This window comes from Paroceanicella profunda (assembly GCF_005887635.2).
Taxonomy (GTDB): domain Bacteria; phylum Pseudomonadota; class Alphaproteobacteria; order Rhodobacterales; family Rhodobacteraceae; genus Paroceanicella; species Paroceanicella profunda.
Genome location: NZ_CP040822.1, coordinates 56,159 through 81,218, shown reverse-complemented (window position 1 = coordinate 81,218; position 25,060 = coordinate 56,159). Strand labels below are relative to the sequence as shown.

Genomic DNA, 25,060 nt, shown 5'->3' with positions numbered 1-25,060 from the left:
CATGGCAAGGTTCCGTTGGCGAAGGGACGGGGCGGTCAGAGCGTCTCGAAACCCGGGGTTCCGAAGAGCGAGGCGAGGTCGAGCAGCGCAACCATCACCTCATCGGTGTTCACCAGGCCCGAGATCGCGCTGGTATCGCCCTCACCGGCGGAGGAAGGCACGGGCCGGATCTCGTCGGAGGACACCGCGACGATGTCCGAGACCGCATCGACCAGCACACCCACGGTCTGCTCGCGGATCGCGACGATCACCACCACGTGGTTCTCCGTCGCCTCCGTCATCTCGCCGCTGAACCGCGCGCGCAGGTCATGCACGGGCACGATCGTGCCGCGCAGGTTCAGCACGCCGCGGGTGAAATGCGGCTGGTTGGGCAAGGCGGTGGTCGGCGACCACTGCTTGATCTCGCGCACCTGCTTGATGTCGACGCCGTATACCCGGTCGCCCACCAGGAAGGTCACGTACTGTTTCGAGCGTCCGCTGCCCTGGGCCTGCGGATCGTCGAGCTGGAGGCCGAAATCGCTCAATGGTACATCTCCATGCCGGAAGACGCCCCGGGACCGCCTCTTACAAGCGCGGGAACGTCAAGGATGAGGGCGACGCGGCCGTCGCCGAGAATGGTGGCCCCCGAGACACCCTCGACGCGGCGGAAATTCGCCTCGAGGCTCTTGAGCACCACCTGCCGCTGGCCGATGAGTTCGTCGACGAGCAGCGCCACCAGGCCGTTGGTTTCCGTGTCGACCACGATGGCCATGTCCTCGTGGTGCACCGGCCCCTCGACCCGCAGCGCCTGGCGCAGCGAGATCAGCGGAAGGTACTGGCCGCGCAGGAACATCACCCGGCCGCCATTGGGCAGGGCCTCGGTCTGGTCGTCCTCGATCCTGAGCGCCTCGATCACCGAGGACAGCGGCAGGATGAAACGCTGGTCGCCGACGCAGATGGTCATCCCGTCGAGCACCGCGAGGGTGAGCGGCAGGGTGATCATGAATTTCAGGCCCTTGCCCGGCACGTTCCTGAGCGTGCAGCGGCCGCCGAGGGTCTGGATCTTCTTCTTGACCACGTCCATGCCCACGCCGCGGCCCGAGACCGAGGAGATCTCGGAGGCGGTCGAGAAGCCGGGATGGAAGATCAGGTTGTCGATGTCGTCCGGGGTGAGCTGCTCCTCGGGCTGCACGAGCCCCTTCTCGATCGCCTTGGAGAGCACCCGCTCGCGGTTGATGCCGCGGCCGTCGTCCTCGATCGAGATGATCACCCGCTCGCCGCGATGCTCGGCGGCAAGGCGGATGGTGCCGATGCGCGACTTGCCGAGCTGCTCGCGCTCGTCATTGCCCTCCAGCCCGTGGTCCATCGAGTTGCGCAGCATGTGGGTGAGCGGCTCGGCAAGCTCCTCGATCACCGTGGTGTCGACCTCCGTATGCTCGCCCGCGAGCACCAGCCGCGCCTCCTTCTTCAGCGTGTCCGACAGGTCGCGCACGACGCGCGGCATGCGCTGGAACACCGATTTCACCGGCTGCGCGCGGATCGCCATCACGCTTTCCTGCAGCTCGCGGGTCTGGCGGGTCATGCTCTCGACCGCGTGGCCGAGCTCGAGATTTCCGGAAGTGTCGATCTCCGAGAGCTTCTGGGCCATCACCGCCTGGGTGATGACGATCTCGCCCACGAGGTTCACCAGCCGGTCGATGCGCGGCAGCTCGACGCGCAGCGACTTGGCCATCTTGGGCTTCTCGACCGGATGCTCGCCACCGTCGCCGCCGCTGCTCCCGCCGCCGTTGCCGCCGCCGGCCGCGCCGGCACCGCGCCCGCCGCCACCGGAGGCCGCGGCCGGCCTGGCCGGGGCAGCCTCCGCGGGCGGAGCCGCTACCGCCGGGGCCTGCGCAGGAGCCGCCGCTGCCGGCGGCGCTTCAGACTCCCCCGCGGGATCCGCCCCCTCCTCGGGGGCGGGCAGGATCACGTCGATGTCGGCGGCATGCCGGTAGATGTCGAAGAACCCGTCGAGCGCCGAGGCCGGCGCATCGCTCTCGAAGTCGAGCGTCCAGGTCAGCCCGCCGGCGTGCAGATCGATCTCGGCCAGCGGCGCGATGGTCTCGGGCGGCGTGACCCTGGAGAGCCCGTGCGCCTTCAGCGCACGGATCATCTTCAGCGGGTCGTGCCCCGAGAACAGGAAGTTGTCACTGATGGTGATGGTCACGGAGAACTCGTGGAAGCCACCCTCCTCGAGCACCTCCTCCGCCACGGGGGCGGGCGCCGCCTCGGCGGGCTTTTCCGCCGGGGCCTCGAGATTGCCCAGCTCGCGCAATTCGCCCAGGACGCGCTCCACGCGCTCCTCCGGCAGCTCGCCCCCGTCCCGCGCATGCTCCACGAGCACCGCGATCACGTCGCCGGCGCGCATCAGGATGCTGCACACTTCCGGCGTGAGCTCGAGCGTCTCGGACCGGACCTGGTCCATCACCGTCTCGAAGACATGCGCGAAGGCGATGAGGTCGCGGAAGCCGAAGGCCGCCGCGCCACCCTTGATCGAGTGCACGGCCCGGAAGGCGGCGTTCACCGTATCCATCGATCCGCCCCCGTCGAGCAGTTCGTCGAGCCGTTCCTGCAGGTCGACCAGCAGCTCGGAGCATTCCGAGAAGAAGATCGCCTGATAGTCTTCTGCATCGTCCATCGCCATGTCACGCTCCCTTCGTTCAGGTCAGCTGGTCGACCAGTTTGAGAACCTGGTCGGGGTCGAAGGGCTTGGTGAGCCAGCCGGTGGCCCCCACGGCGCGGGCGCGCTGCTTGAGCCGGTCCGCGGTCTCGGTGGTCAGCAGCAGCATCGGCAGGCCCTGACCTTCGGGCTCCTTGCGCGCCGCCTCGATGAAATCGAGCCCGTCCATCACCGGCATGGTGAGGTCGGTGATCACGATGTCGGGCTTGTGCGCCTTGAGCTGGTCCAGCGCCTCCTGGCCGTTGCCGGCCTCATAGACGTCGTGCCCGGCACCGCGCAGGCAATCGCACAACATGTTGCGCAGGGATACGGCATCATCCACGGCCAGAATCCGTTTCATTGGCAGAACTCCATCTTCATCAGGTCCTGGAACAGACCGAGATCCGAAAACGCATCGACAAACCCGGCGCTGGGCCGGATCACGCTGATCTTGTCGCCATGCTCGCCCAGCGCCCGCCCGACGGCGGTGAGGGCCAGGACGAAGGCGGTGGGCAGGTCCTCGACGGTGCTCGCGTCGATGACCGGGGCTGCGGAGGTCTCCCGCATCTCGGCCAGAAAGGCCTCCGCCGCCGGCAAGGTCGGCCGGGGCGGGAAGGTGTGTGTCGGTGTCATGCGCCGGGCTCTCCTGTCAGGCTGCGGATGTGCTTCACGAAGTCGGGGTCGGGCGGGAGCGTGAGCTTCACCGCCTTCTGTTCCTCGAAGGCTCCCAGCCGTCCGATGGCGATGGGAACCTCGTCCTGCCCGCTCAGCATCAGTTCGATGCGGTTGCGGCCCGCAGCCGGGATCTCGAGCACGTCGCCCTCCCTCCAGGCCTGGATGGAGCCGAGGTCGAGGTGCAGGCGGTGGATGACGGAGGTGATGCGCACCGGGGCCTCGCGCGCCGCGCGGCTCATCCGGTTCGACCACAGGTCGAGCATGTTGCGCTCCGCCGCGTCCTGCGGGCGGCGCTGCGAGGCGGCCTTGAAACTGTCGAGCACGGAGAGCGGGATCACCATGTCGAAATCCCCCGAACGCGCCGCCTCGCCGATGTCCAGGCTCACGTTGAGCACCAGGACGTCGGCATTGTCCGGGGCGATGCGGGCCATGGTGACGTGCTGCTCGAACTGGCGCAGCGACATCCATTCCATTTCCGGCGCGCCGAGATACATGCTGATCGCCTGGGTGAAGGCGCCGATCAGCGCATTGACGAAATCCGAGCACAGCGCGCAGTCGAGCGGCGTGATCGAGCGCGCGGTGGGCACCGGGGACTGCTCGGTGTCCCCGCCCATGCGCAGATCGACGATGTGATAGATCAGGTCGTTGGAGATGTTGACCAGCGCGGCGGCCGGCGAGTTCTTCACGTCGACCACGCCCAGCATCGCCGGCACCGGAATCGCCTCGAGCACCCGGGAGAGCTTGCGCACCTCGCAATCGAGGATGATCGAGGAGGTGATGGTGCGCAGCAGCCTGCGCAGCCGGTCGTCCAGCAGCTTGGCGAAATCCTCGCCGATCATCTCCACCTGGGGAATCGGGGAGCGGCTCACGCGCGCCGAGCTGATCTTTCGCGCAACGATGGTCTGCCCGGCTTCGCTCATCTGGTCCCCTGCCTCGAACGGCTTCTCCGCCACCCGGGGGGCCGCACCTGTTCCAGGGGGATCTCCGGGGCCCGGACACACCAGCGGTCCGGGAACGAGGCCGGAGTTTTCGCCGCTCTCTATTGCCAAGGGCTTAAGCGCGTGCCGAAAGCCTCTCGAATTGTCGCGATCCGCGCGGCGGCGCGGCAACCGCTTGGCAAGCTTTCCGCCCGAGCCTGCAGGCAGAACGAGGATCGCGAGGAGGCGAGGGTGGCCAAGGGAGACAACGCGCGACCGATCATCAAGCGCAAGAAGATCGTCGCGGGAGAGGGTCACCACGGCGGCGCCTGGAAGGTGGCCTACGCGGATTTCGTGACCGCGATGATGGCCTTCTTCCTGCTCATGTGGCTGCTCAACGCCACCACGGAGGACCAGAAGAAGGGCCTGGCGGATTATTTCAGCCCCAGCATCCCGATCTCGCGGCTCTCCTCCGGCGGTGACGGGCTGTTCGCGGGCAAGACCGTGGCCGCCGATGACGAGCTCACCGAAAGCGGCATCGGCGCGCGCGAGGATTACCGCGGCGACGGCACCAACGACGAGAAGGAGCCGGACAGGGATTACGAGAGCGCCGATCCCAGCCACGAGGACCAGGCCTTCTCCGCGGTCCAGAATCTCCTGCGCGGCGACAGCGGGGAGAGCGACGTGGAGGACGAGCTGCTCACCCACATCTCCACCCGCGTCACCGACGAGGGGCTGATCATCGAGCTGGTCGACCGCGAGGGCCCGCCGCTGTTCGGCCCCGGCACGGCGGAGCCCTCGGTGAAGATGCGCGCCCTGCTCGACCTGGTGGCCGAGGTGGGCGGCCTGCTGCAGAACCCGATCGCGGTGGAGGGCCACACCGACGCCCTGCCCTTCGCCGGCACGGGCTACGGCAACTGGGAGCTCTCGACCGACCGCGCCCAGGCCGCGCGCCGCCTGCTGGAATCCGACGGGATCGCCAGCACGCGCTTTCGCCGCATCACCGGCCACGGGGCCAGCTCTCCCGCCGTGGAGGACCCCCTCGCCCCGCAGAATCGCCGCATCGCCATCACCTTCCTGCGCACCGATCTCGAGCGCAGCAAAACGCCTTGAATGCGATGCATTTCCCCACCGGCCCGCGTCCTCACGGTTAGGAGAGCCTTAAGGGCTCGGGGGGCAGAGATGGAAGGCAGAGCCGGGCCCGCTGGGGTCATGCCACATCAGAGAGCCGTTTGCTTCCGCCGAAGGGAAAGACATGACCATCTCCTCCTCGCTCAATGCCGGCGTGACCGGGCTGTTCGCCAACGCCTCGCGCCTCGCGACGATCTCCGACAACATCGCGAACTCGGCCACTTACGGCTACAAGCGCGCCGGCACGGACTTCTCCTCCCTCGTGCTCACCGAGAGCGCGGGCAGCTACACCGCCGGCGGCGTGCGGGCACAGAGCTATCGGGAAGTCTCGGGCAAGAGCACCCTGGTCGGCACGACGAATTCCACCGACATCGCGGTCTCCGGCGTCGGGATGCTGCCGGTCAGCACCATCTCGGCCATCGGCGCCGGCGTGCTGAACCCGCCGCTGCTGCTCACCACCACCGGCTCGTTCCGCGCCGACGAACAGGGCTACCTGACCACCGCCTCCGGCCTGGTCCTGATGGGCTGGGCGGCAAGTACCGACGGCTCGATCCCGTCCAACTCCCGGGACAGCGCCAGCGGGCTCGAACCGATCCGGATCGCCTCCGGCTACTCCGCGCGCGAGACATCGGAGATCGAGCTCGGCGTGAACCTGCCGGCCACCGCCGCCCAGGACGCGGTCACCGCGGGCACCGCCGGCGACACGCTGGAACTGCCCATCGAGTATTACGACACGCTCGGCGCCTCGCAGACCCTCACCACCACCTTCACCCCCACGGGGGCCGCGGACAATGAGTGGACGGTGGAATTCTCCGATACGGGCGGCGTGCTCGACACCATCACCGTCACCTTCGATGACACCGCCGGCATGGGCGGCGCCCTGCTCAGCGTGACCCCGCTCACCAATTATGACATCACCACGGGCAAGCTCTCCCTCACGCTCTCCTCGGGCAACGCGCTGACCGTGGACATCGGCGCGCCGGGCGATACCGACAACCTCACCCAGCTCGCCGCCGAATTCGCCCCGGTGGGCATCTTCAAGGACGGCGCGCCCGCCGGCACGCTCACCGATGTCGAGATCGACCAGAACGGCTTCCTGAACGCCATCTACGACACCGGCTTCACCCGCACCATCTACCAGGTGCCCCTGGTCTCGGTGCCCAACACTAACGGGCTGAAGGCCGAGAGCAACCAGACCTTCTCGGTCACCAAGGAATCGGGCCAGTTCTACCTCTGGGACGCCGGTGCCGGCCCGACAGGCGAGGTGAACGGCTACGCGCTGGAGGAATCGGCCACCGACATCGCTGCCGAACTCACCCAGATGATCCAGACCCAGCGCGCCTATTCCTCGAACGCCAAGGTCATCCAGACCGTCGACGAGATGCTGCAGGAAACCACCAATCTCAAGCGCTGACCGGCCCGCCGGCCCGCGTCCCTGAAGGAGCAGAGCGATGAGCATCAGCCAGGCCCTCAACAACGCCTACTCGGGCCTCGTCGCCAGTTCCCGGCGGGCCGGGGCGGTCTCCGACAACGTGGCGAACGCGATGACCGACGGCTTCGCCCGACGGTCGGTCGCGCTGTCCTCGCGGATGGTGGGCAATTCCGGCGGCGGGGTGCGCGTCGACGGCATCTCGCGCGCCACGGACCTCCGCGCCACCGCCGACCGGCGCCGGGCCGAAGCCTTCGAAAGCGGCAGCGCCCTGCTCACGAGCGCCCTCGCCCGCCTCGCCGAAGTCATCGGCGAACCCGGGGCCGACGGCGCCCTCGCCACCCGCGCCACCGCCTTCGGCACCGCTCTCGCCACCCTCGGCGACACTCCTGAATCCACCACCCTGCAGGGCACCCTGCTGGAGACCGCCCGCGCCTATGCCGGCGCGCTGAACTCCGCCGCCGCCGAAACCCGCGCCCTGCGCGAGGAGGCCGACGGCGCCATCGACGCCGGCGTGACCACCGTGAACACCAACCTTGCCGCCATCGCCGATCTCAACCGCGAGATCCTGGTGCGCAATTCCGCCCGCGCCGATACCGCCGCCCTCGAGGACGAGCGCCAGCGCCTGATCGACGAGGTGAACGAGATCATCCCGCTGCGCGTCGCGCGCCGCAATGACCAGGTGGCGCTCTACTCCGCCGGCGGGGCCACCCTGCTCGACGGCCGCGCCTTTGAACTGGGCTTCGAGCGCACCGCCACCATCACCGCCGACATGACCCTGGCCTCCGGCGGGCTCTCCGGGCTCACCCTCAACGGCCGGGACATGGACATCGGCCAGGGCTCCGGCATGCTCGAGGGCGGCCGCCTCGCCGCCGCGTTCGAGCTGCGCGACGTCGCCCTCCCGGAGGCGACGGCCCGGCTCGACGCGCTCGCCGCCGATCTCGTCGCCCGTTTCGAGGACCCCGCGGTCGACACCACCCTCGCCGTCGGCGACCCCGGCCTGTTCACCGACGCCGGCAGTGCGCTGGACCCGCTGGACACCACCGGCCTCGCCGGGCGGATCGAGGTGAATGCCGCGGTCGACCCGTCGCGGGGCGGCAGCCTGTGGCGCCTGCGCGACGGCATCAACGCCGTCACCCAGGGCCTGTCGGGCGACGATACGCTGCTGCGCGCCATGGACGCGGCGTTCAGCGAACGCCTCCCGGCCAGCGCCGTCACCGGGGTGAGCGGCACCTTCTCCGCCGCCACCCTCGCCTCCGAACTCTCCTCGCTGGTCCTCGGCGAGGCGGCAACGCGCGACGCGACGGCCAGCTACGCCTCCGGCCAGGCCAGCGCCCTGCGCGAACACGAACTCTCGCTCACCGGCGTGGACACCGACCAGGAGATGCAGGACCTGCTCCTGGTCCAGACCGCCTATGCCGCCAACGCGCGGGTGATCACCGCCATCGACGAAATGCTGCAGCAGCTGTTGGAGATCTGACACCATGATCGGCACCACCCCCGACCTGCTCTCCCACCTGCGCCTGTCGCGGAGCAACGCCTCGCTCTCCGCCGCGCTGGAACGGGCGGGCACCGAGCTCACCACCTTCCGCAAGACCGACATCCTCGAGGCCACGGGCGGCGACCCGCGCCGTCTCTACGGCATCGAGACCCGGATCGCGCGGCTCACCGCGCGCACCGACACGCTGTCGCTGGCCGCCTCGCGCTCGGCGCTCACCCAGTCGAGCCTGCAGACCATCACCGCCACCACCGTCGATGTCGGGATCGACCTGCTCGCCGAGATCGGCCGCAACGACCTCATTGCCGCGCGAACCGAGGCCGGCCAGGCGCGCAACGGCCTCGGCTCGGTCGTCAGCACGCTCAATGCCTCCTTCGCCGGGCGCAGCCTTTTCGCCGGCGCGGCGGTCGACACCACGCCGCTGATCTCCTCCGAAGACATGATCGCCGAGATCCGCACCCTGGTCGATGCCGCCCCGGACGCCACCTCCGCCCTCGCGGCCATCGATACCTATTTCAACGACCCCGCCGGCGGCTTCGCCACCTCCGCCTATCGCGGCGCCACCCAGAACGCCCCGGCCGTCGAAACCGGGGACGGCGAATACGCCGACTACGCCCTGCGCGCCGATGCCGAGCCCCTGCGCCGGATCATGCAGGGGCTTGCCACCGCGGTGATGGCCGTCGAATCCGACTTCGCCGACGATGCCCCCGCCCAGGCCCTGCTGCTGCAGGACGCGGGCACCGTGATCGTGAACGCCCGCCTCGCCGTGGTCGAACTCGGCAATGCGCTGGGCGTCCAGGAAGCCCGGATCGAGGATGCGGCCACCCGCACCACCGCGGAGCAATCCGCCCTCGAACTGGCCCGCTCCGAGATGATCGCCGTCGATCCCTACGAGACCGCGGCCCGCTTCGCCGAACTCGAGAGCCAGCTCGCCTCGCTCTATACCGTCACCTCGCGGCTCACCTCCATGTCGCTCACCCTCTACCTGAGGTGATCCGCGCAATGCCCCCGCCCGCCCGGGCCCCTGCCACACCGCCGACCCCCATGCCTGACACTTGCCCCGCCTGCCGCGAAAGGCCCTGCCCATGACCCGCACCGCCCGCTTCCTGCTGGCGCTCTGCGCCTTGCTGACCGCCGCCTTCCCCGGCACGGGCCAGGCCGCCTCGGCCCGGATCAAGGACCTCGTGGAAGTCGATGGCGTGCGCGGCAACGACCTGGTCGGCTACGGGCTGATCGTCGGGCTGAACGGCACCGGCGACGGGCTGCGCAACGCCCCCTTCACCGAGGAAGCCCTCGCCAACCTGCTGGAGCGGCTGGGCATCAACGTCTCGGGCGAGCAGTTCCGCCCCAAGAACGTCGCCGCGGTCCTGGTCACCGCCACGCTGCCGCCCTTCGCCCGCGCCGGCTCGCGCATCGACGTGATCGTCTCGGCGATCGGCGATGCGAAGAGCCTGCTCGGCGGCACGCTGATCATGACCCCGCTCAATGCCGCGGATGGCCAGATCTACGCCGTCGCGCAAGGCGGCATCCTGGCCGGCGGCGTCGTGGCACAGGGCGCGGCCGCCAGTGTCACCCAGGGCGTGCCCACCGCGGGCACCATCCCCGGCGGTGCCCGGGTGGAACGCGAGATCCCGTTCAACTTCGCCACGATGGAAAACCTGCGCCTCGCCCTGCGCGACCCGGATTTCACCACCGCCAGCCGCATCGCCACCGCCATCAACACCGGCCTGGGGCGCAACATCGCCCGCATGCAGGATTCCGGCACCGTCCAGCTCGATCTCGCCGCCTCGGGCGTGCCCCCGGCCCAGCTCATCGCCCGGCTCGAGAACATCGAGGTCACCCCCGATCAGCGCGCCCGCGTGGTGGTCGACCAGCGCTCGGGAACCATCGTTCTGGGCAATGACGTGCGCGTCTCGCGCGTGGCCATCGCCCAGGGCAACCTGACCCTGCGCATCTCCGAGACGCCGCTCGTCGTGCAGCCCAACCCCTTCACCCGCGGCGGGGACACCGTGGTCGTGCCGCGCACGGATGCCGAGATCCAGGCCGATGCCGGCACCCAGCTCGCGGTGGTCGACGACACGGTCTCGCTCTCCCAGCTCGTCCAGGGCCTGAACGCCCTCGGCATCTCGCCGCGCGACATGATCGACATCCTCAAGGCCATCAAGGTCGCAGGCGCCCTCCACGCCGATTTCGTGGTACAATAGCCCGGCGTGATCCGGGCAAGGGCCGGCACGGCCGCACGGATGCCGGAGCGTCAGGAATGGCAGGTGCCGTGCGCGCCCTGTGATGCCCGTGGCGGACGCGCCGCAATCCGGCTCTGGCAGGGCCTGCGCAACCACTCTGCGTCAGCAGGACCCGACCCATAAGTGTCTGGACACTCCGCGTAATTGTAAGTAGCGAAAAGGCGGATGATGCCTTCAGTAGGCTTGCGGGATCATCAATTGATACCGAAAGAGGTCATGATAAAATGAAGAGAACCCTAGATAATCTCACATCGGAAGAAGATGGGAGGTCAATTTCCCGGTACCTCATGGAATCCACTTGGCGCCTTGGAGACGCATTCAAAAATAAGAAATATTTTGACTGCATTGTTCACTGTCACGTTCCAAAAACTGCCGGAGTCTCCTTCTACGAGCCGTTCAAGGCTCACTTCAAATCATTCCATGTCGACCACAAGGATATCCCAGGGAGTATCCGCTCCTATTTCGGTGACGTCCGTGATAAAAAGTGCCAGTTCTATACGGGCCATTTCAGCACTTATGAGATTTTGGATCACATCCCGGAAGAACGGATTGTTGTCGCATGCGTCATTCGCGATCCGATTGATCGTCTGGTGTCCCACTACAACTACAATTCCTCCCCGGCTCATACGTGGTATGAGGATTTTCGGCGGCGGTTCCCCGATTTCGAGAGCTTCTGGCGCAGTGAGCAGTTCGGGGGCAGCCCGATGTCGCGCCAGCTTTTCGGTGGCCTGACGATGGATGGCGGCCTGCTGCGCTCGCCCGGCGGCAAGCCGGTGGAGTTCGCCTTCGCCCCGCAGAACCGGATGAACGGTTTCATTCAGCAGTTGTTCGATGCGATGGATGCGAAGATCGAGGTGCGTGCCTCGCGCCAGAACGTGACCGGAGAGGATGCGAAGATCATCAGTCGCAGCGACCTCAGCGAGGCCGAGATCGACGCCATCTCCGAAGAGCATCGCTTTGATTGCGCGTTCTACAACACGATCGTCCGCACGGAGAGCACGCTGAACGCGTTCCGCAGGCTCCGGGTGGCGCAAAGCGCCTGAGCCCCACCCCGGGCATTTCTCCTTGGTTGCGGCGCATCATCGGGTGTAGGTTTGCCCCATGTGCCGGGGGGCGTTGCGCCCCTGCGCCGCCCCGTGGAGACCCTCGTGGCGGCCCTGCCTGTTGTCCTGTGCGGCGAAGCGGTCGCGCAGGGGGGGTCCCGACCCGGAATTGATCCGCACCGCCTGTCATCCCGGCCGCGTGCCCGGCGCCGGTCGCTGCCCCCCGGGGGGAGGCCTGGCCGGTCCCGGCGCCGGTCCTTTCCACCCCGCACCGTTCCCGGCCCCGGCATTTTCCGACGGTCGGCCCGCGCCCCCGGGCGCATCCGTTCCCGTGATCCCTTTGTTCGAAGTGATTCCATGAAACATGATCCCCGCAGCCTGTCCGAGCGGACGGCCGGAGCCGGCATCTGGCTCGTGGCCGGGAAGCTCGCCTCCAAGGCCATCGACTTTCTCCTCCTGCTCATTCTCGCCCGCCTGCTCGGCCCTCAGGATTTCGGGCTGGTGGCCATGGCGCTCACCGTAGTGCTGATCGTGGAGGCGGTGCTGGAACTGCCGCTGATGCAGTCCCTCGTGCGGGTGACGGACCCGAGCGTGGCGATGTTCGACACCGCGCTCACCCTGGGCCTGCTGCGCGGGCTGGTGATCGCGGCGCTGCTCGGCGCGCTGGCCTGGCCCGTCGCCGCCCTCTACCAGGAGCCGCGGCTGACCGCGCTGCTGCTGGTGCTCGGCCTCGGCCCGGTGATGCGCGGCATGATGAGCCCGCGCATGGTGCTGTTCATGCAGCGGCTGGATTTCCGCCGCGAGGCCGCCCTCGACATCACCGGCAAGACCCTGGCGCTCCTCGTCGCGGCCGGCCTGGCGCTGGGCACGGGCAGCTACTGGGCCATTGCCGCGGGCACGGTCACCACCCCGGTGGTCACCAGTTCGCTCTCCTACGTGCTGGCCCCGCACCGGCCGCGCCTCACCCTCTCGGAGTGGCACCGCTTCGCCGACATGGTGGGCTGGAACAGCCTCTACCAGCTGTTCTCGGCCATCAACTGGCAGATGGACAAGCTGATGCTCGGCCGCTTCCTGGAGCCCGGGCTCTTCGGCCGGTTCTCGCTGGCCAATGATCTCGCCACCATCCCCTACCAGGCCATCCTGGTGCCGCTGCTGCGCCCGCTCATGGCCGGGTTCGCGCCGCTGGCCCATGCGCCGGAGGCGCTGGGCGCGGCCTATTGCAAGGCCTCGAACGCCGTGGTCTTCGTCACCGGGCCGCTGCTGCTGGGCCTCGCGCTGATGGCCGGGCCCGCCGTGCGGCTGGCGCTGGGGCCGCAGTGGATCGAGGTCGCCCCGATGCTCACCTGGCTCGCGCTCTGCGGGCTGATGCCGCTGCCGGTGCGCCCCATGCAGTCGCTCGCCATGGTGCTCGACCGCACCCGCTACACCACGCTGCAGATCGTGCTGGAATTCGCCTTCAAGCTGCCGGCCACGCTGCTGGGCATCCTGTGGTTCGGCATCTGGGGGGCGATCGTGGCGCGCGCGCTGGCCAATCTCGTGGTGATCGTGGTCTCCGGGCTGATCGTGCGCCGGCTGATCGGCCTGTCGCTCGGCCGGCAGGCGGCGGCGGTCTGGCGGCCTGCCGCGGCGCTGGTGCCGATGGCCGGGGTGCTGCTCGCGGGCGGGCCCTGGCTTGCGGGGATCCCGGTCGGGGTCGGGCTGGTGGCGGCCTGCGCGCTGCTGGCCGGGGCAGCGATGCTGGTGTTTCTCGCCGTCACGCTGGGCCTGTGGCGGGTCTTCGGCCGGCCCGGCGGCATCGAGGCCGTGGTGGTGGCGCGCGCCGCCCGCCTCCCGGCCCGCGTCCTGCGCCGCAGATAGCGGAGCGGGGCCCGCGCGCGGCGCGCGTCGTTCCCCGAGCGGGGGGTCGATCCCCCCCGAGGGGAAGCCCCTGCCTTCACCGCCCGATGTCGTCCTGCCCGGCGCCCCTCCTTCACCGCACGGATATCGCCCCGCCCGGCGCCTGCGCGGCCGGGGGCGCCGCACCGGTCGCCCCCGACACCACGGGGGGGCACCTGGTCAGCTCATGTCGCGCACCCGCCCCGGGCTCAGCCGCCCGGTGAGGGCATGCGCCAGCGCCAGCAGGTTGCCCGCCAGCCGGCCGCGCCGGTCCACCCAGGGTTCGGGCCAGGCCGCCCGCGCGGCATTGGCGAGCAGGTTGCGCCGCATCTGCCGGAGGGCCCGGCCGCGTGACAGGGTGCCCTTGCGCAGCAGGTGCACCGGGTTGGCGATCTGCGAATAGCCCAGCCGCCGCCCCGGCGAGCGCCCGCGCTTCGAGCCCAGGTGCACGCCGCGCAGCCGCGGGCTCTTCACGATCCGCCCGTGCGCGGCCAGCCGGCGGCTGAAGTCCACGTCCTCCAGCCAGGCGTAGAACGGCAGGTCCTCGTCGAAGGCGAGGCCCTGCCCGCGCACCGGCGCCAGCCGCACCACCATGTTGCAGCCATAGCCGTTGTAGACCTCCACCGGGGCGTCGCCCGGCGCGGGGCCGGCCGCCTCCAGCGCCGCCAGCCCCTCCGCGAAGGTCAGCCCCGGCCCGAGGATACCGTCGGCCAGCACCGTTCCCGTGGCCATCACCACCTCCGGCGCGGCGCGGAACAGCCGTTCGGCCTCGGCCAGGAAATCCGGGCAGGGCAGGAAGTCGTCGTCCAGGAACACCAGCAGGTCGGCCTCCCCCGCCGCCCGGATCAGCGCGTTGCGCTGGTTGCACAGCCCGCGCGGCGCGCGCACCACCGCGCTCCCCGGCTGCGCGGCCTCCAGCCCGGCGCGGTCGAGGTCGGCCTCCGGGTCGGCGGGGCAGATCAGCAGCCGGTCGGCCGGCCGGGTCTGGCGGGCGAGAAAGGCGATGGTCTCGGCCAGCACCTCCCGGCGCCCGGCCGTGGCGATGCCGATGGCGATGGTCAGCCCGCCGGCCTCCGGGCCCTGCGCGGGCAGGGGTCCGGGCGCCGGAGCGGGGGGGGCCGGGGAATGGGATGTCATGCGCGATGTCCTCGTCTGTGCCGCCTGCGCCCGGATGCGCCATTGACGCGGGCCATCCGAGGCGAAAGGATCGGGGATATTGAAAGGGTCGGCGTCCGGGTGGCGCGGGCCCGCAAGCATGTTTGATCGGGCCGGCCCTGCCGGTCCGTCTTCCGCATCGGATCGGGCCGGTCCTGCCGGTCCGTCCCGGGGGCGCCCGGTCGGGCCGGGCTGGCGCTGCCGGCCGCGGGCCGGGCCGCCAGGCGTGTCCGGTTCGGGTTTGAGCGGGTCGGATTCCCCGGCCCCGCAGGTAAGTTCATCTCCCCGGGGCCACGGTCCGGGCCGGCCTGCGGGGAATTGCCCCCGGGCGCCCCGGCCCGCTGTCCGAACCGGCCTCCGGGCAAAAGCGTAGTCAGGTCAGGAATGATATCAGCAACACGACAGCCGGCGCCCCCGCGCCGCCGCGACGCCCTTTCCCCGACATGCCGGGGGCCCGTCCCGCCGGCCCCCCGCCCCGCCCGGCCCCTGCACGGGGCCCGTTCATGAGCGGCGCGCCACGCCGCTTCCTGCTGGTCTCGCGCGTGGGCGCGCAGGGCCTGCATGCCGGATGGCTCGCCCCCGGGACGGAGCGGAGCTATGACGTCTTCCTCTCCGCCTATGACCCGGACCTGCCGGAGATCACCGGGGACGGGCTGTTCTTCGAGCGCCGCGAGGGCACCAAGGTGGCCGGATATGCCGGCTTCCTGGACGATCACGCCGCGCTGCTGCGCCGCTACAGCCACGTGGCCTTCTTCGACGAGGACCTCGCCGCCGACGTGGCCACGCTCAACGGGCTCTTCGCCTGTTGCGCCGAGCGCGGGCTGCGCCTGGCCCAGCCCGCGCTCACCCTCGACAGCCATTTCTCCTTCGCGGCCCTGCTGCAGCAGAAGAGCTTCCGCCTGCGCTACGTGAACTTCGTGGAGATGATGTGCCCGATCTTCCGGGTCGACGCGCTGGAGGAGGTCCGCCCGCTGTTCGGCATGGGGCTGGAGAGCGGCATCGACCTTGCCTGGTGCAACCTGCTCTACCGCTCGCCGCGCGATTTCGCGGTGATCGACGCCTTCCCCGTCACCCACACCCGGCCGGTGGGCGCGCAGAAGGAGCGCAACGGGTTCGAGGGCGCGCGCGGCTACGAGGATGACATCGGCACCGTGCTGGGCCTGTTCGACCTGCCCTGGCTGAGCTGCGTGCCCTACGCGGCGGAAACCCGCTCCGGGCGCCGGGTGACCTCGCGCGCCCGGCTGCTGCTCGGCGCGCTGGGCCTCGCGGCCGCCACCTTCCGCCAGCGCCCCGGAGGGCTGCGGCTGAAGGCCATCGCGCTGCACTGGTACCACCTGGTCGAGCGCAGGCCGCTCAACATCCCCCGCATGTTTCCCGTCACCCCGGAGGGCTGAGGGCCCCGCCCCCACCCCTCCCGGCCCGGCCCGCCGGATGACCGGGCGCGGGCCGACACCCTGCCCGGTCGCGGCGCCGGGCCGGCCCGCCCATCCGGCGGGGCGGGCCGGGGCGGAGCGAAGCGCGGCGGCCCGCGCCCTCATGCGGGCACCGGGCGCGGGGCGGCGGGCGGGCGGGCCCGGGCGCGGTCCTGCGCGCGGCGGCGCTCTCCCGCCAGCGCGATCGCGGTGATCAGCCCGTACTGGAAGGCGACCATCGGGCCGAAATCCGCCGAGGTGCCCACCAGCAGCACCAGGACGAAGCCCGGCGGATAGGCCCAGCGGATGCCGGAGATCATCGCCGCGCCCTCGAAATCGTCCGGATGGGCCCGGCGGGTGAAGGTGCGCAGCAGGAACAGCGCGTAGCACAGCCCGCCGGCGAAGCCGGTGTTGCTCAGCACCGCCACGGCGAAGTTCGACGCGCGCGTCGAGCCCACGCCCACCCCCAGCCCCCAGGTGTCCAGCGTCGCCTGCCAGGAGACGGCCGTCCACATGCCGCGCTCCTCGAAGGAACTCGAGGAGGTCTTCTGCAGCACCATCCGGTCGATCATCGCCACCATCGGGTCCAGCACCGCGGGGTGGAAGGCCACGATGGCGGTGAGCGCGCCGAACCCCGCGAAGGCCAGCCAGAATTCCACCGCCAGCCCGCGCCTGCGATAGGCGCCGCGCTTCAGCGCGCCCGCCCGCCAGGCCCATTCCATCACCACCATGCAGATGAACAGCGCGAGGCCCACATAGGTGGCCGAGGAGGTCGACAGCCAGCCGAACAGCAGCAGCCCGCCGCACAGCAGCGGCGCGCGCCGGTTGCGCAGCCTCTCGTCGCGGATCGCCCGGCGCAGGAACCACAGCGCGGTGAGCATGGCGATGCACACCGAGCCGTAGGAGGAGGCCTCCGGCATCAGCCCCACCACGCGCTTGGCCCCCAGCACCTCCACATCCGTGAGCAGCGCGTAGGAGGCGGTGCGGAACGGCGCCAGCACCGGCTCCAGCGGCACGAACTGGGTGGCGAAGTCCAGGAGCCCGGTGACGATGGTCAGGAAGGCGCCCAGGCAGAGCGCGCGCAGCACGTGCTGGCGCATCTCCGCGCCCTGCAGCAGCCGCGAGAAGGCCACCACCGCCAGCACCGAGATGGTGAGATAGGTGAGCTGGGACATGTTCTGCGTGCTCGGCATCAGCGGGGCCGGCTGCGACAGCAGCCCGCGCATCGGGATCACCCCCACCTCGCCGGCAAACACCCGCGGCAGGAACATGGTCGCGAACACCGCCACCACCCAGAAGGCGAAGAGATAGAGCAACCGCCGCTCCTCGATCGCGGAGGTGATGACATAGCTCAGCGCCCGCGGCGTCATGAACATCCGCACGCAGATCAGCAGCGCCACGATGGGCGTGGGCGTGAAGGTGAGCCCGCCCAGCGCCTCCGGCGGCACCACCGCGAAGGCCCCGAAGGGCATCGAGGCGAAGAACAGGTAGATGATCACCGGCCTGCGGCTCACCAGCCCCCAGATCGCGAAGCTCCAGAACAGGGCGAGGGGAAGGAAGACCATCCGCGCCTCCTCACTCCGGCAGGGCGTAGACCCGCACGTAATCCACCAGGAGATACGAGGGGTCGGGGGTCTCGTCGATCGGCCAGCCCGAGCCGAGCGCGAGGTTCACCAGCGGGTAGAAGGGCATGTCGAACTCGGGCGGGCGCGGCACGTCCCACACCGGGCGGCGGTCGAAGTAGAAGGTGATGTGGTTCTCCTCCAGCAGCACGCCCCAGCGGTGGAACCCCTCCGCCAGCGGCGCGCCCGCGGTGGTGCGACGGGTGCGGCTGCGGTCCTCGCCGCCGGTGCGCGCGCCCCAGACATGGATCTTGCTCGAGAAGCGCGCCGGCATGTGGCCGTAATGCTCCATCACGTCGATCTCCGCGCTCATCGCGCTGCGGTCGAGCCCCATCAGCCAGAAGGCCGGCCACACGCCCTTGCCCGGCGGCACGCGCATCCGCACCTCGAAATACCCCGTGCGCGCCGAGAAGCCGCGCCCCTGCGGGTCGGTGGCCGAGAGCAGGCCGGCGCGCCAGCGCCCGTCCGGCGCGCGCCGCGCCTCGATGCTGAGCACGCCGTCCTCCTGGCTGAAGGGAAAGCCCGGCGCGGGGTCGGCGAACTCGGCATCGCCGAAATCGCCGTTCCAGGGCGTGTGGGCGATCCAGCGCGAGGGCCGCTCCCCCCAGGGGGTGACATCGAGCGGCGCGTCGAACTCCTCGGCGAAGAGGAGCGGCCAGCCCTCGGGGCCGATCGGGTCCTCGCGCGCCGCAAGGGGCGCGGCGGCCAGCAGGCCGAGGCCGAAGGCGAGGCCCCGCAGGAGGCGATGGGGCATGAGGGAGGCAGGCATGAGGCGGGCGGGCATGGTGCCGGTCCTTTCCGTCCTGGGCGGGGGGCGGGCAGGCGCCCCCCCCCGGGGGGTCAGAGGGTGTCGATCACCGCGCGCATGCCGCGGCGGAAGGTGTCCTCGTCGAATTGCGCGGCATGGGCGGTGAGGGCGGCGGGGTCCGGCCGGTCCAGCCCCTCGCGCTCGAAGGCCTCCACCGCCGCGATCAGCCCCTCCACGCTCTGCTCCTCGAAAAGCAGGCCGGTCTCGCGGTCGCGGATGGTGTCGAGCGCACCGCCCTTCGCATAGGCGATCACCGGGCGGCCGGAGGCCATCACCTCCACCGGGATGATGCCGAAATCCTCCTCGCCGGGGAACACCAGGCCGCGGCAGCGGGCGAAATGGTGCTTGAGCTCGGCAAAGGGCACCTTGCCGAGGAACTGCACGCTGTCACCGGCGCTCTTCTCGAGGCTCCCGCGCTCCTCGCCGCCGCCGATCACCAGCAGCTTGCGCTTCATGCGGCTGAAGGCCTCCACCGCGATGTCGGGGCGCTTGTAGCGCACCAGCTCGCCCGCGAGCAGGTAGTAGTCCCCCTGCTCCTCCCGCGGCACGGGCGCGAAATCCTGCACCGCCACGGGGGGGAACACCACCTCGGCCTCCCGGCGCCAGAAGCGGGTGATGCGGTTGGCCACGTGGTTGGAATTGGCCACGAACCGGTCCACCCGCGCCGCACTGGTCACGTCCCAGATCCGCAGTTTATGCGCGATGAGCGGCATCGCGGCCCGGGCCAGCAGCCCGGCATTGTCGCGGTAGGGGTGGTACTGGTCCCAGATATAGCGCATCGGCGAGTGGCAGTAGCAGACATGCCGGGCGTCGGGGCCGGGGATGATGCCCTTCGCCGGGCCCGCCTCGCTCGACAGGATCAGGTCGTAGCCGGTGAGGTCGAGCTGCTCCAGCGCATAGGGCATCAGCGGCAGGTAGTGCTTGTAGAGCCGGCGCGCCGCGGGCAGGCGCGCGATGAAGCTGGTGGTCACCTTGTGGGCGCGGATCACGTCATCCACCCCGTCGGGGTCGTAGACATGGGTGAAGATGTCGGCCTGTGGGTACATCTCGCACAGCGCGCGCAGCACCTTCTCGCCGCCGCGCATGTGGAACAGCCAGTAATGGATGATGGCAACCCTCATGCGGCCGCACCTGCGCCCGCGCAAGGGATATCCGGGCCGGGAAACACCGGCAGATCTCTGAAAACCATGAAAGACCTCACTCCTGACGCAAAAATCGTGCGGCCCGCCCCGGAACACCGGACGCGGTGACAGCCACCGCGGAATACCGGCGGCGGATATCGCCGCGGGAAGGGACCGTGCAGCGCGAACCGCTGCGGGAAAGCGATGTGCAGCGCGGGCCGCTGCGGGAAAATGCCGTGCCGCGCGGGCCGCGGCGGGAAAATACCCTGCGGCGCAAGCCGCTGCCGGAAACCGGTCTGCGGCGCAGGCCGCAGGACACCGGGGGCGGCGGAACGCAGCGCGGGAGATCGGCATGCCGCGGGGCCGGCGCGCGAAAACGCCATGCGGCGGGGCCATCCCCGAAGGCGGCGGGGCCGCGGGGGAGGGGAACCGATGGGGAGAACAGGCCACCGGCAGCCGGGCCGGGCCCGCCCCGGCGGGGGCTCAATAGGCCCCGCGCCCGCTCAGCATCATCATCGCCGTGCGCAGCACGATGCGGATGTCCTCGACGAAGCTCCAGGAGCGCACGTAATCGGCGTCCATGCTCACCCGCTGCTCGTAGCTGGTGTCATTGCGCCCGCCCACCTGCCAGGGCCCGGTGAGGCCGGGGCGCACCGAGAGGTAGAGCGGGGCGTGCACGCCGTAGCGCTGCAGCTCGTCGCGCACCACCGGGCGGGGCCCGACCACGCTCATGTCGCCGCGCAGCACGTTGAACACCTGCGGCAGCTCGTCGAGGCTGGTGCGGCGCAGGAACCGGCCCACCGCGCCGAGAATGCGCGGGTCCGCGCGCAGCTTGCGCGCCTCCGCCCATTCGCGCATCGCCGCCGGGCACTCGGCCAGGTGCCGGGCCAGGATCTCGTCGGCCTCCCGGCGCATGGTGCGGAACTTCAGGCAGGCAAACGGCCTGCCGTCGCGGCCCACCCGCTCGTGGCGGAACAGCACCGGGGCGCGGTCGGTGACCAGGATCATCAGCGGGACAATGAGGAAAACCGGCAGCGCGAGCAGGATCAGCGCCAGGCTGAACAGGATGTCGAAGCTGCGCTTGAGCCGGCCACCCGTGCCGCGGGACGGGGCGAAGAGCCCCTTTGCCGGATCGATCCGGGCCTCGCCTACATCTCTTCCGATCATTTTGCAGCCTTCTCGAAATTGCGCGTCCTCCCGGGCCTCCCCGCAAAACCTCTCACGGCTTGCGGCAGCGGTATCGCACGGCAGGGGCGACGCTCATGACAACAACATGTTTTTAAAAGAAACAATGGCGGTACAATCCGCCCAATACATTGAAGCACGTCACAATACTGCTGCAATGCAGATATTTTGCACTGCAGCAGGATGTATCAGGTCCCGATTCCGATCAAGGGGAGATGTCGATCGGCGTGGGGTCGATGGAGGTGACCAGGCTGAGCACCTTGTCGACCTCCTCCAGGAAGGCATCGGAGACGAAGATCACGTCCTCGTCCTTCATGTCGAAGACCTGGGCGGCGAACAGCGTGGTGGGGTTGGAGAAGTCGAACTGGTAGATCGTCGGCACCACCGGGGTGGTGAAGCTGCTCACGTCCGCGCCGAGATCGGCCAGAACGCTCACCGGGGTGCGGCGGTAGAGGAACACGCCGCGCCGGTCGGCCTGGCGGTTGTTCATGCCGCGCGCCTGGCCCATGGCCGCGGCCAGCGACAGTTCGGGGCGGGCGAATTCGTATTCGCCGTTCTGCGCCACGCCGCCCAGCACCACGAAGCGGTGGCGCACGTCCTGCACCTGGATCACGTCCCCGGGGAACACCCGCACGTTGTAGACCGGCGAGGTGATCGCGGTGTCGAAGGGGATGGCATAGCTCGTGCCGTTGCGGGTGAGCGACAGGGTGAGGTCGGAGGACTGCTTGAGCGGCCCGCCCGCCAGGCTCACCAGGTCGACCAGGCGCAGGTCCTCCTGGTCGAGGGCGAAGCGCCCGGGCTGGGCGACCTGGCCGATCACCGCGGCGCGCGCCGAGGCGCGGTCCGCCACGCGAACCACCACCGAGGGCTCCACCAGCACCTGGGAGAGCTGCGAGATCAGCCGGTTCTCGAACTGCTGGACGGTGAGGCCGGCGGCCTGCACCCGGCCCAGCGGGGGCACCTGCACCCGCCCGTCCGTGCCCACTTCCTGCAGCGGCAGCTGCGTGGTCGAGAGCGGGGCGACACTGGACTGGGTGAAGTCGATGAAGCCGGAATCGCTCTTGGAGACGATGCCGATCTCGATCTTGTCGGAGACGCCTATGGTCAGCCGCGGCGGGGCCTCGTCCATGAAGAACGGGGCGCTGTCGGCCATGTTGTAGGCGAAGGCGCTGTTGACCTTGCGGGCCATGGGCTCGTCCAGGGTCACCAGGGCAAAGGCTTGCTTCGGCCCGGGAAGTGTCCGGACAGCAGCTGAATCCGTGAGGATGGCCTGGGTGGTGGGGCCGGCGCCTGGTACCGTCTCACAGGCGGTAAGGGCCGTGCAGGCGAGGAAAAGGGCAAGTCTACGCATGGAACCTCTGACATTTTTTCGGCAACAGCTGGCTGTGGGCAAATCCACAATCTGACGCCAAGACTTTTGAATTTTTCTTTAACAGGATGATCAAAAAGTAAGGTGAGTCATGATCCCCGGTTTCCGTTTAGATGCAAAGGAAAATCTCGGGGTCTTCCCCTGAAACAGCCCGGGCGGGGAGTTATTTCCCGTAATAGTCGGTGTATTTCCCCTTGTAGTACCCGTATGAGTCGTAGGCGTACTTTCCGGCCTTGGTTTCGTTGACCATTGTCAGCACGATTCCCGCCAGCGGTGCATTCACCGAGCGCAGTTCGCGCAAGCCCTCCAGCACCGCGCCGCGCGGCGTGTGGTCCCAGCGCACCGCATAGACCACCGCGTCGGCATGGCTGGAGATGATGCGCGCATCCGTCACCACCAGGGCGGGCGGCGTGTCGAGGATCACCAGGTCGTAGGCGGCGGCGAGGTCGTTGACCAGGGCGCGGAAGCGGTTCGAGGCCAGTATGTCGGCGGCATTGATATGCGCCTTGCGCTCGGAGGCGCGCGCCATGAGCACGTGCAGCCCGGTCTCCTCGTCCACGAAGCGCGCATCGTCCACGCTCGCCACGCCCTCGAGCACCGAGAGCAGGCCCGGCCGGCCGTCGTCCTGCTCGATGAGCGTGGCGAGGGCGGGCAGGCGCAGGTCGCAGTCCACGATGATCGCGGAGCGGCCCATCTGCCGGCTCGCCATCGCCACCAGCATGGAGGTGGTGGTCTTGCCCTCCTTGGGCGTGGTGGAGGTGAACATCACCACCCGCGGCGGGTGGTCGACGTTGGAATAGAGGATCGAGGTGCGCAGGTTGCGGATCGCCTCGGCGAGGCCGGAGTTCGGCCGGCTGCGCACCGCGGCCAGCACGTCGATGCGCTTCTTCTTGTTGCCGGCCGTGGGCAGGGTGGAGAGCACGCCCAGCCCGGTGAGGGCTTCCACCTGGCGCGGGTTGCGGAAGGTGTTGTTGAGGTGCTCGAGCAGGAACACCACGCCGATGCCGATGAAGCCGCCCAGCATGGTCGCGCCCAGCACGATCACCTTCTTGCGCCCCGAGCCGGGGTTGAGCGGCACCTCGGCGGGCGAGAGCACGCGGGCGTCCGCGGTCTGCAGGTCCTGCTGCTCGGCGGTCTCCTTCATGCGGTTGAGGAAGTTCTCGTAGAGCACGCGGCTCGCCTCGGCCTCGCGTTCGAGCTGGCGCAGGCGCACCTGCTTGCCGGATTGCTCCAGCACCTTCTCCTCCAGCTGGCGCACCTGGGCGACGAGGGCGGTCTCCTGCTCCTGGGCCGCCTCCAGGTCCGAGCGCAGGGCGCGGGCGATGCGCTCGCCCTCCTTCTGCAGGTTGCGGCGGATCTCGCCCAGCTGCGCGTCGAGGCGCTGCAGCGCCGGGTGGCCGGCCTTCACGGTGGGCGCCAGCAGGGCGCGGCGCGACAGCAGCTCGCTCTCCTGGGCGCGGTAGTTCTGGATCACCGGCGAGTTGCGGAATTCCGAGACCGCGCCGTAATCGGCCCCGGTCGCCATGCTGTCGGACACCCGGTTGTAGCGGGCCTCGAGCGCGAGCAGGTTGTTGCGGGTCACGGCCAGTTCGCCGTTCAGGTCGTCGAGCTGCTGCTGGCTGACCTCCAGCCCCTGGCCGCCGGCCAGCGCCAGGTCCGAGCGGGTGCTCTCCACCGCCTCCTCGGCCTCCTGCACCCGGTCGCGCAGCTCGTCCACCCGCACCGACAGCCAGTTGGTGGCGTCACGCGTGGCGTCGAGCTTGGCGTCGAGCTGCAGGTAGATGTATTCGCCCGCCATGGTGTTGACCACCTTCGCCGCCCGCTCGGCATTCTCCGAGGTGAAGCCGATCTCGATCACCCGGGAGTTCACCACCGGGGTGAGGATGAGGTGGTTGCGCACCTGGTCGATGACCAGGAGCCGCTCGATCGCGGCGGATTGCTCGGCCGACATCGGCGGGGCGGGGGGCGACATCACCCCCAGGTCCATCAGCTTCGCCTTCAGGCTGCCGGGCAGCAGCGCATCCTTGATGGTGTCGATCAGCGAGGGCCCGTCCTGCAGCATCGGGTTGAACTCGGGCAGGGCCTTCAGGTCCAGCTTCTGCGCCACCCGGTCGATCAGCGTGGTGGAGCTGAGGATCTCCACCTGGTTCTGCAGCGAATCCTGGTCGAACTCCGGGTTGGTCATCACGCTGGTGAGGTCGATGACGTTGAGCTGCGGCGGGTCGAAGAACACTTTCGCCCCGGCATAGAAGCGCGGCGGCATCTGGCTCACGGCCAGGATGGAGAGCACCGCGGCGATGAACACGCAGACCATCACGATCCACTTGCCCCGCCACAGGGTGAGGAACAGCGCCCGCAGGTCGATCAGGTCTTCGGCCTCCGGCTCCTCCTGGGGAGGCCGCGGCACCATGCGGGCCGGATACTCGATGCGTTCGGGCATGGTGTTCATATGCGCCACCTCGCGCTCGACCGTGGGGACGACACTCCGGGCTGCGGCCGATGTGCAATGCGGTCTGCGGCTTGTTGAAACTACAAGGTCCGACCCTGAAGCGGATCGGTAAAATAAGTCTAAATTCTTTTACATCTGCCTTCTTAACGCAGTTTCCCCCGCCGCCCAACAGGCATCTGGGGCCGGACCGGGGGAATTTGCTGCGGATATGCTGCGGCTCCGCGCGCGGATGTTGCATCGCAGCATTCGTTGCAACCCCAGCGCGCACTCCCGCCGTTTCTCCCCCGGCCCTGTCCCGTCCCGGCCGCCCGGGGGCCGGCGCGGCACGGTGACAGCGGGCTTGCCTGCCGGCCGGGCTCTGCTAGAGATCGTGAAAATGCTCCGGGTTCGTGCGGGCGATGCCGCCCCCTGGCCCGGGCCGGTCGGGGGCGCCGGAACCCGCCCCGGGAGG

Annotated in this window: 20 protein-coding genes; 8 read left to right on the top strand and 12 right to left on the bottom strand. The window is 69.6% G+C overall.

Features of this window, described 5'->3' with window-relative positions; all coding sequences use genetic code 11:
• Nucleotides 1-35 precede the first annotated feature (35 nt).
• Genes FDP22_RS23020 through FDP22_RS23000 form a run of 5 tightly spaced genes read right to left on the bottom strand, consistent with a single transcriptional unit; the run spans nucleotide 36 to nucleotide 4,272 of the window.
• Nucleotides 36-524 (bottom strand): chemotaxis protein CheW, encoded by a 489-nt coding sequence (locus FDP22_RS23020; RefSeq protein ID WP_138578668.1) that lies wholly within the window; start codon nucleotides 522-524, stop codon nucleotides 36-38.
• Nucleotides 521-2,662: a chemotaxis protein CheA gene (locus FDP22_RS23015; RefSeq protein ID WP_138578670.1), complete on the bottom strand. Its 2,142-nt coding sequence runs from the start codon at nucleotides 2,660-2,662 to the stop codon at nucleotides 521-523. Before FDP22_RS23015 ends, FDP22_RS23020 begins: the two co-directional genes overlap by 4 nt.
• A 16-nt stretch (nucleotides 2,663-2,678) precedes the next feature.
• Nucleotides 2,679-3,038 (bottom strand): response regulator, encoded by a 360-nt coding sequence (locus tag FDP22_RS23010; RefSeq protein WP_118137335.1) that lies wholly within the window; start codon nucleotides 3,036-3,038, stop codon nucleotides 2,679-2,681.
• Nucleotides 3,035-3,310 carry an STAS domain-containing protein gene (locus FDP22_RS23005; RefSeq protein WP_138578672.1) on the bottom strand — a complete coding sequence of 92 codons (276 nt, stop codon included), beginning with the start codon at nucleotides 3,308-3,310 and terminating at the stop codon, nucleotides 3,035-3,037. Before FDP22_RS23005 ends, FDP22_RS23010 begins: the two co-directional genes overlap by 4 nt.
• Nucleotides 3,307-4,272, bottom strand: coding sequence for a FliM/FliN family flagellar motor switch protein (locus FDP22_RS23000; protein WP_138578674.1), 966 nt, complete (start codon nucleotides 4,270-4,272; stop codon nucleotides 3,307-3,309). Before FDP22_RS23000 ends, FDP22_RS23005 begins: the two co-directional genes overlap by 4 nt.
• A 249-nt stretch (nucleotides 4,273-4,521) precedes the next feature.
• On the opposite strand from FDP22_RS23000, the gene FDP22_RS22995 reads away from it, so the two are divergent.
• The 7 genes from FDP22_RS22995 to FDP22_RS22965 all read left to right on the top strand — a co-directional run bounded on the left by FDP22_RS22995 (nucleotide 4,522) and on the right by FDP22_RS22965 (nucleotide 13,470).
• On the top strand, nucleotides 4,522-5,382 hold the full coding sequence (locus tag FDP22_RS22995; RefSeq protein ID WP_138578676.1) for a flagellar motor protein MotB: 861 nt from the start codon (nucleotides 4,522-4,524) through the stop codon (nucleotides 5,380-5,382).
• 142 nt (nucleotides 5,383-5,524) lie between these two features.
• Nucleotides 5,525-6,814 (top strand): flagellar hook protein FlgE, encoded by a 1,290-nt coding sequence (locus tag FDP22_RS22990; protein ID WP_138578678.1) that lies wholly within the window; start codon nucleotides 5,525-5,527, stop codon nucleotides 6,812-6,814.
• Between the two features lie 37 nt (nucleotides 6,815-6,851).
• Nucleotides 6,852-8,309, top strand: coding sequence for a flagellar hook-associated protein FlgK (flgK, locus tag FDP22_RS22985; RefSeq protein ID WP_138578680.1), 1,458 nt, complete (start codon nucleotides 6,852-6,854; stop codon nucleotides 8,307-8,309).
• Between the two features lie 4 nt (nucleotides 8,310-8,313).
• A complete protein-coding gene (locus FDP22_RS25230; protein WP_138578682.1) occupies nucleotides 8,314-9,321 on the top strand; it encodes a flagellin in 1,008 nt (335 codons plus the stop codon).
• A 91-nt stretch (nucleotides 9,322-9,412) separates the two neighbouring features.
• Entirely contained in the window at nucleotides 9,413-10,531 is a 1,119-nt protein-coding gene (locus FDP22_RS22975) for a flagellar basal body P-ring protein FlgI (protein WP_138578684.1), read from the top strand.
• A 263-nt stretch (nucleotides 10,532-10,794) separates the two neighbouring features.
• Complete coding sequence (locus FDP22_RS22970) at nucleotides 10,795-11,613, top strand: sulfotransferase family 2 domain-containing protein (RefSeq protein ID WP_138578686.1); 819 nt, start codon at nucleotides 10,795-10,797, stop codon at nucleotides 11,611-11,613.
• Nucleotides 11,614-11,970: 357 nt separating this feature from the next.
• Complete coding sequence (locus FDP22_RS22965) at nucleotides 11,971-13,470, top strand: oligosaccharide flippase family protein (RefSeq protein ID WP_138578688.1); 1,500 nt, start codon at nucleotides 11,971-11,973, stop codon at nucleotides 13,468-13,470.
• A gap of 198 nt (nucleotides 13,471-13,668) precedes the next feature.
• Here FDP22_RS22965 and FDP22_RS22960 read toward each other — a convergent pair whose 3' ends face one another.
• Entirely contained in the window at nucleotides 13,669-14,625 is a 957-nt protein-coding gene (locus FDP22_RS22960; RefSeq protein WP_138578690.1) for a glycosyltransferase family 2 protein, read from the bottom strand.
• A 521-nt stretch (nucleotides 14,626-15,146) separates the two neighbouring features.
• Here FDP22_RS22960 and FDP22_RS22955 point away from each other — a divergent pair.
• A complete protein-coding gene (locus FDP22_RS22955) occupies nucleotides 15,147-16,037 on the top strand; it encodes a hypothetical protein (RefSeq protein WP_138578692.1) in 891 nt (296 codons plus the stop codon).
• Nucleotides 16,038-16,177: 140 nt separating this feature from the next.
• Here FDP22_RS22955 and FDP22_RS22950 read toward each other — a convergent pair whose 3' ends face one another.
• From FDP22_RS22950 to FDP22_RS22925, 6 genes are all read right to left on the bottom strand, one after another.
• On the bottom strand, nucleotides 16,178-17,620 hold the full coding sequence (locus FDP22_RS22950; protein WP_138578694.1) for a hypothetical protein: 1,443 nt from the start codon (nucleotides 17,618-17,620) through the stop codon (nucleotides 16,178-16,180).
• Nucleotides 17,621-17,630: 10 nt separating this feature from the next.
• Nucleotides 17,631-18,461 carry a glycoside hydrolase family 16 protein gene (locus FDP22_RS22945; protein ID WP_239032044.1) on the bottom strand — a complete coding sequence of 277 codons (831 nt, stop codon included), beginning with the start codon at nucleotides 18,459-18,461 and terminating at the stop codon, nucleotides 17,631-17,633.
• 56 nt (nucleotides 18,462-18,517) lie between these two features.
• Nucleotides 18,518-19,606 (bottom strand): glycosyltransferase, encoded by a 1,089-nt coding sequence (locus tag FDP22_RS22940; protein WP_138578696.1) that lies wholly within the window; start codon nucleotides 19,604-19,606, stop codon nucleotides 18,518-18,520.
• Nucleotides 19,607-20,089: 483 nt separating this feature from the next.
• Complete coding sequence (locus FDP22_RS22935; protein WP_138578698.1) at nucleotides 20,090-20,773, bottom strand: sugar transferase; 684 nt, start codon at nucleotides 20,771-20,773, stop codon at nucleotides 20,090-20,092.
• A gap of 223 nt (nucleotides 20,774-20,996) precedes the next feature.
• Entirely contained in the window at nucleotides 20,997-22,142 is a 1,146-nt protein-coding gene (locus tag FDP22_RS22930) for a polysaccharide biosynthesis/export family protein (protein ID WP_138578700.1), read from the bottom strand.
• 181 nt (nucleotides 22,143-22,323) lie between these two features.
• Entirely contained in the window at nucleotides 22,324-24,609 is a 2,286-nt protein-coding gene (locus FDP22_RS22925; protein ID WP_138578702.1) for a GumC family protein, read from the bottom strand.
• Nucleotides 24,610-25,060 lie beyond the last annotated feature (451 nt).

Excerpts from the sequence above, each read along its gene's own strand:
- FDP22_RS22945 (WP_239032044.1), bottom strand. The coding sequence starts at position 18,461 with ATGCCCGCCCGCCTCATGCCTGCCTCCCTCATGCCCCATCGCCTCCTG.
- FDP22_RS23010 (WP_118137335.1), bottom strand. The coding sequence starts at position 3,038 with ATGAAACGGATTCTGGCCGTGGATGATGCCGTATCCCTGCGCAACATG.
- FDP22_RS22950 (WP_138578694.1), bottom strand. The coding sequence starts at position 17,620 with ATGGTCTTCCTTCCCCTCGCCCTGTTCTGGAGCTTCGCGATCTGGGGG.
- FDP22_RS22930 (WP_138578700.1), bottom strand. The coding sequence starts at position 22,142 with ATGCGTAGACTTGCCCTTTTCCTCGCCTGCACGGCCCTTACCGCCTGT.
- FDP22_RS22935 (WP_138578698.1), bottom strand. The coding sequence starts at position 20,773 with ATGATCGGAAGAGATGTAGGCGAGGCCCGGATCGATCCGGCAAAGGGG.
- FDP22_RS22970 (WP_138578686.1), top strand. The coding sequence starts at position 10,795 with ATGAAGAGAACCCTAGATAATCTCACATCGGAAGAAGATGGGAGGTCA.
- FDP22_RS23005 (WP_138578672.1), bottom strand. The coding sequence starts at position 3,310 with ATGACACCGACACACACCTTCCCGCCCCGGCCGACCTTGCCGGCGGCG.
- FDP22_RS25230 (WP_138578682.1), top strand. The coding sequence starts at position 8,314 with ATGATCGGCACCACCCCCGACCTGCTCTCCCACCTGCGCCTGTCGCGG.
- FDP22_RS22975 (WP_138578684.1), top strand. The coding sequence starts at position 9,413 with ATGACCCGCACCGCCCGCTTCCTGCTGGCGCTCTGCGCCTTGCTGACC.
- FDP22_RS22960 (WP_138578690.1), bottom strand. The coding sequence starts at position 14,625 with ATGACATCCCATTCCCCGGCCCCCCCCGCTCCGGCGCCCGGACCCCTG.
- FDP22_RS23015 (WP_138578670.1), bottom strand. The coding sequence starts at position 2,662 with ATGGCGATGGACGATGCAGAAGACTATCAGGCGATCTTCTTCTCGGAA.
- flgK (WP_138578680.1), top strand. The coding sequence starts at position 6,852 with ATGAGCATCAGCCAGGCCCTCAACAACGCCTACTCGGGCCTCGTCGCC.
- FDP22_RS22990 (WP_138578678.1), top strand. The coding sequence starts at position 5,525 with ATGACCATCTCCTCCTCGCTCAATGCCGGCGTGACCGGGCTGTTCGCC.
- FDP22_RS22965 (WP_138578688.1), top strand. The coding sequence starts at position 11,971 with ATGAAACATGATCCCCGCAGCCTGTCCGAGCGGACGGCCGGAGCCGGC.
- FDP22_RS23000 (WP_138578674.1), bottom strand. The coding sequence starts at position 4,272 with ATGAGCGAAGCCGGGCAGACCATCGTTGCGCGAAAGATCAGCTCGGCG.
- FDP22_RS22925 (WP_138578702.1), bottom strand. The coding sequence starts at position 24,609 with ATGAACACCATGCCCGAACGCATCGAGTATCCGGCCCGCATGGTGCCG.
- FDP22_RS22955 (WP_138578692.1), top strand. The coding sequence starts at position 15,147 with ATGAGCGGCGCGCCACGCCGCTTCCTGCTGGTCTCGCGCGTGGGCGCG.
- FDP22_RS22940 (WP_138578696.1), bottom strand. The coding sequence starts at position 19,606 with ATGAGGGTTGCCATCATCCATTACTGGCTGTTCCACATGCGCGGCGGC.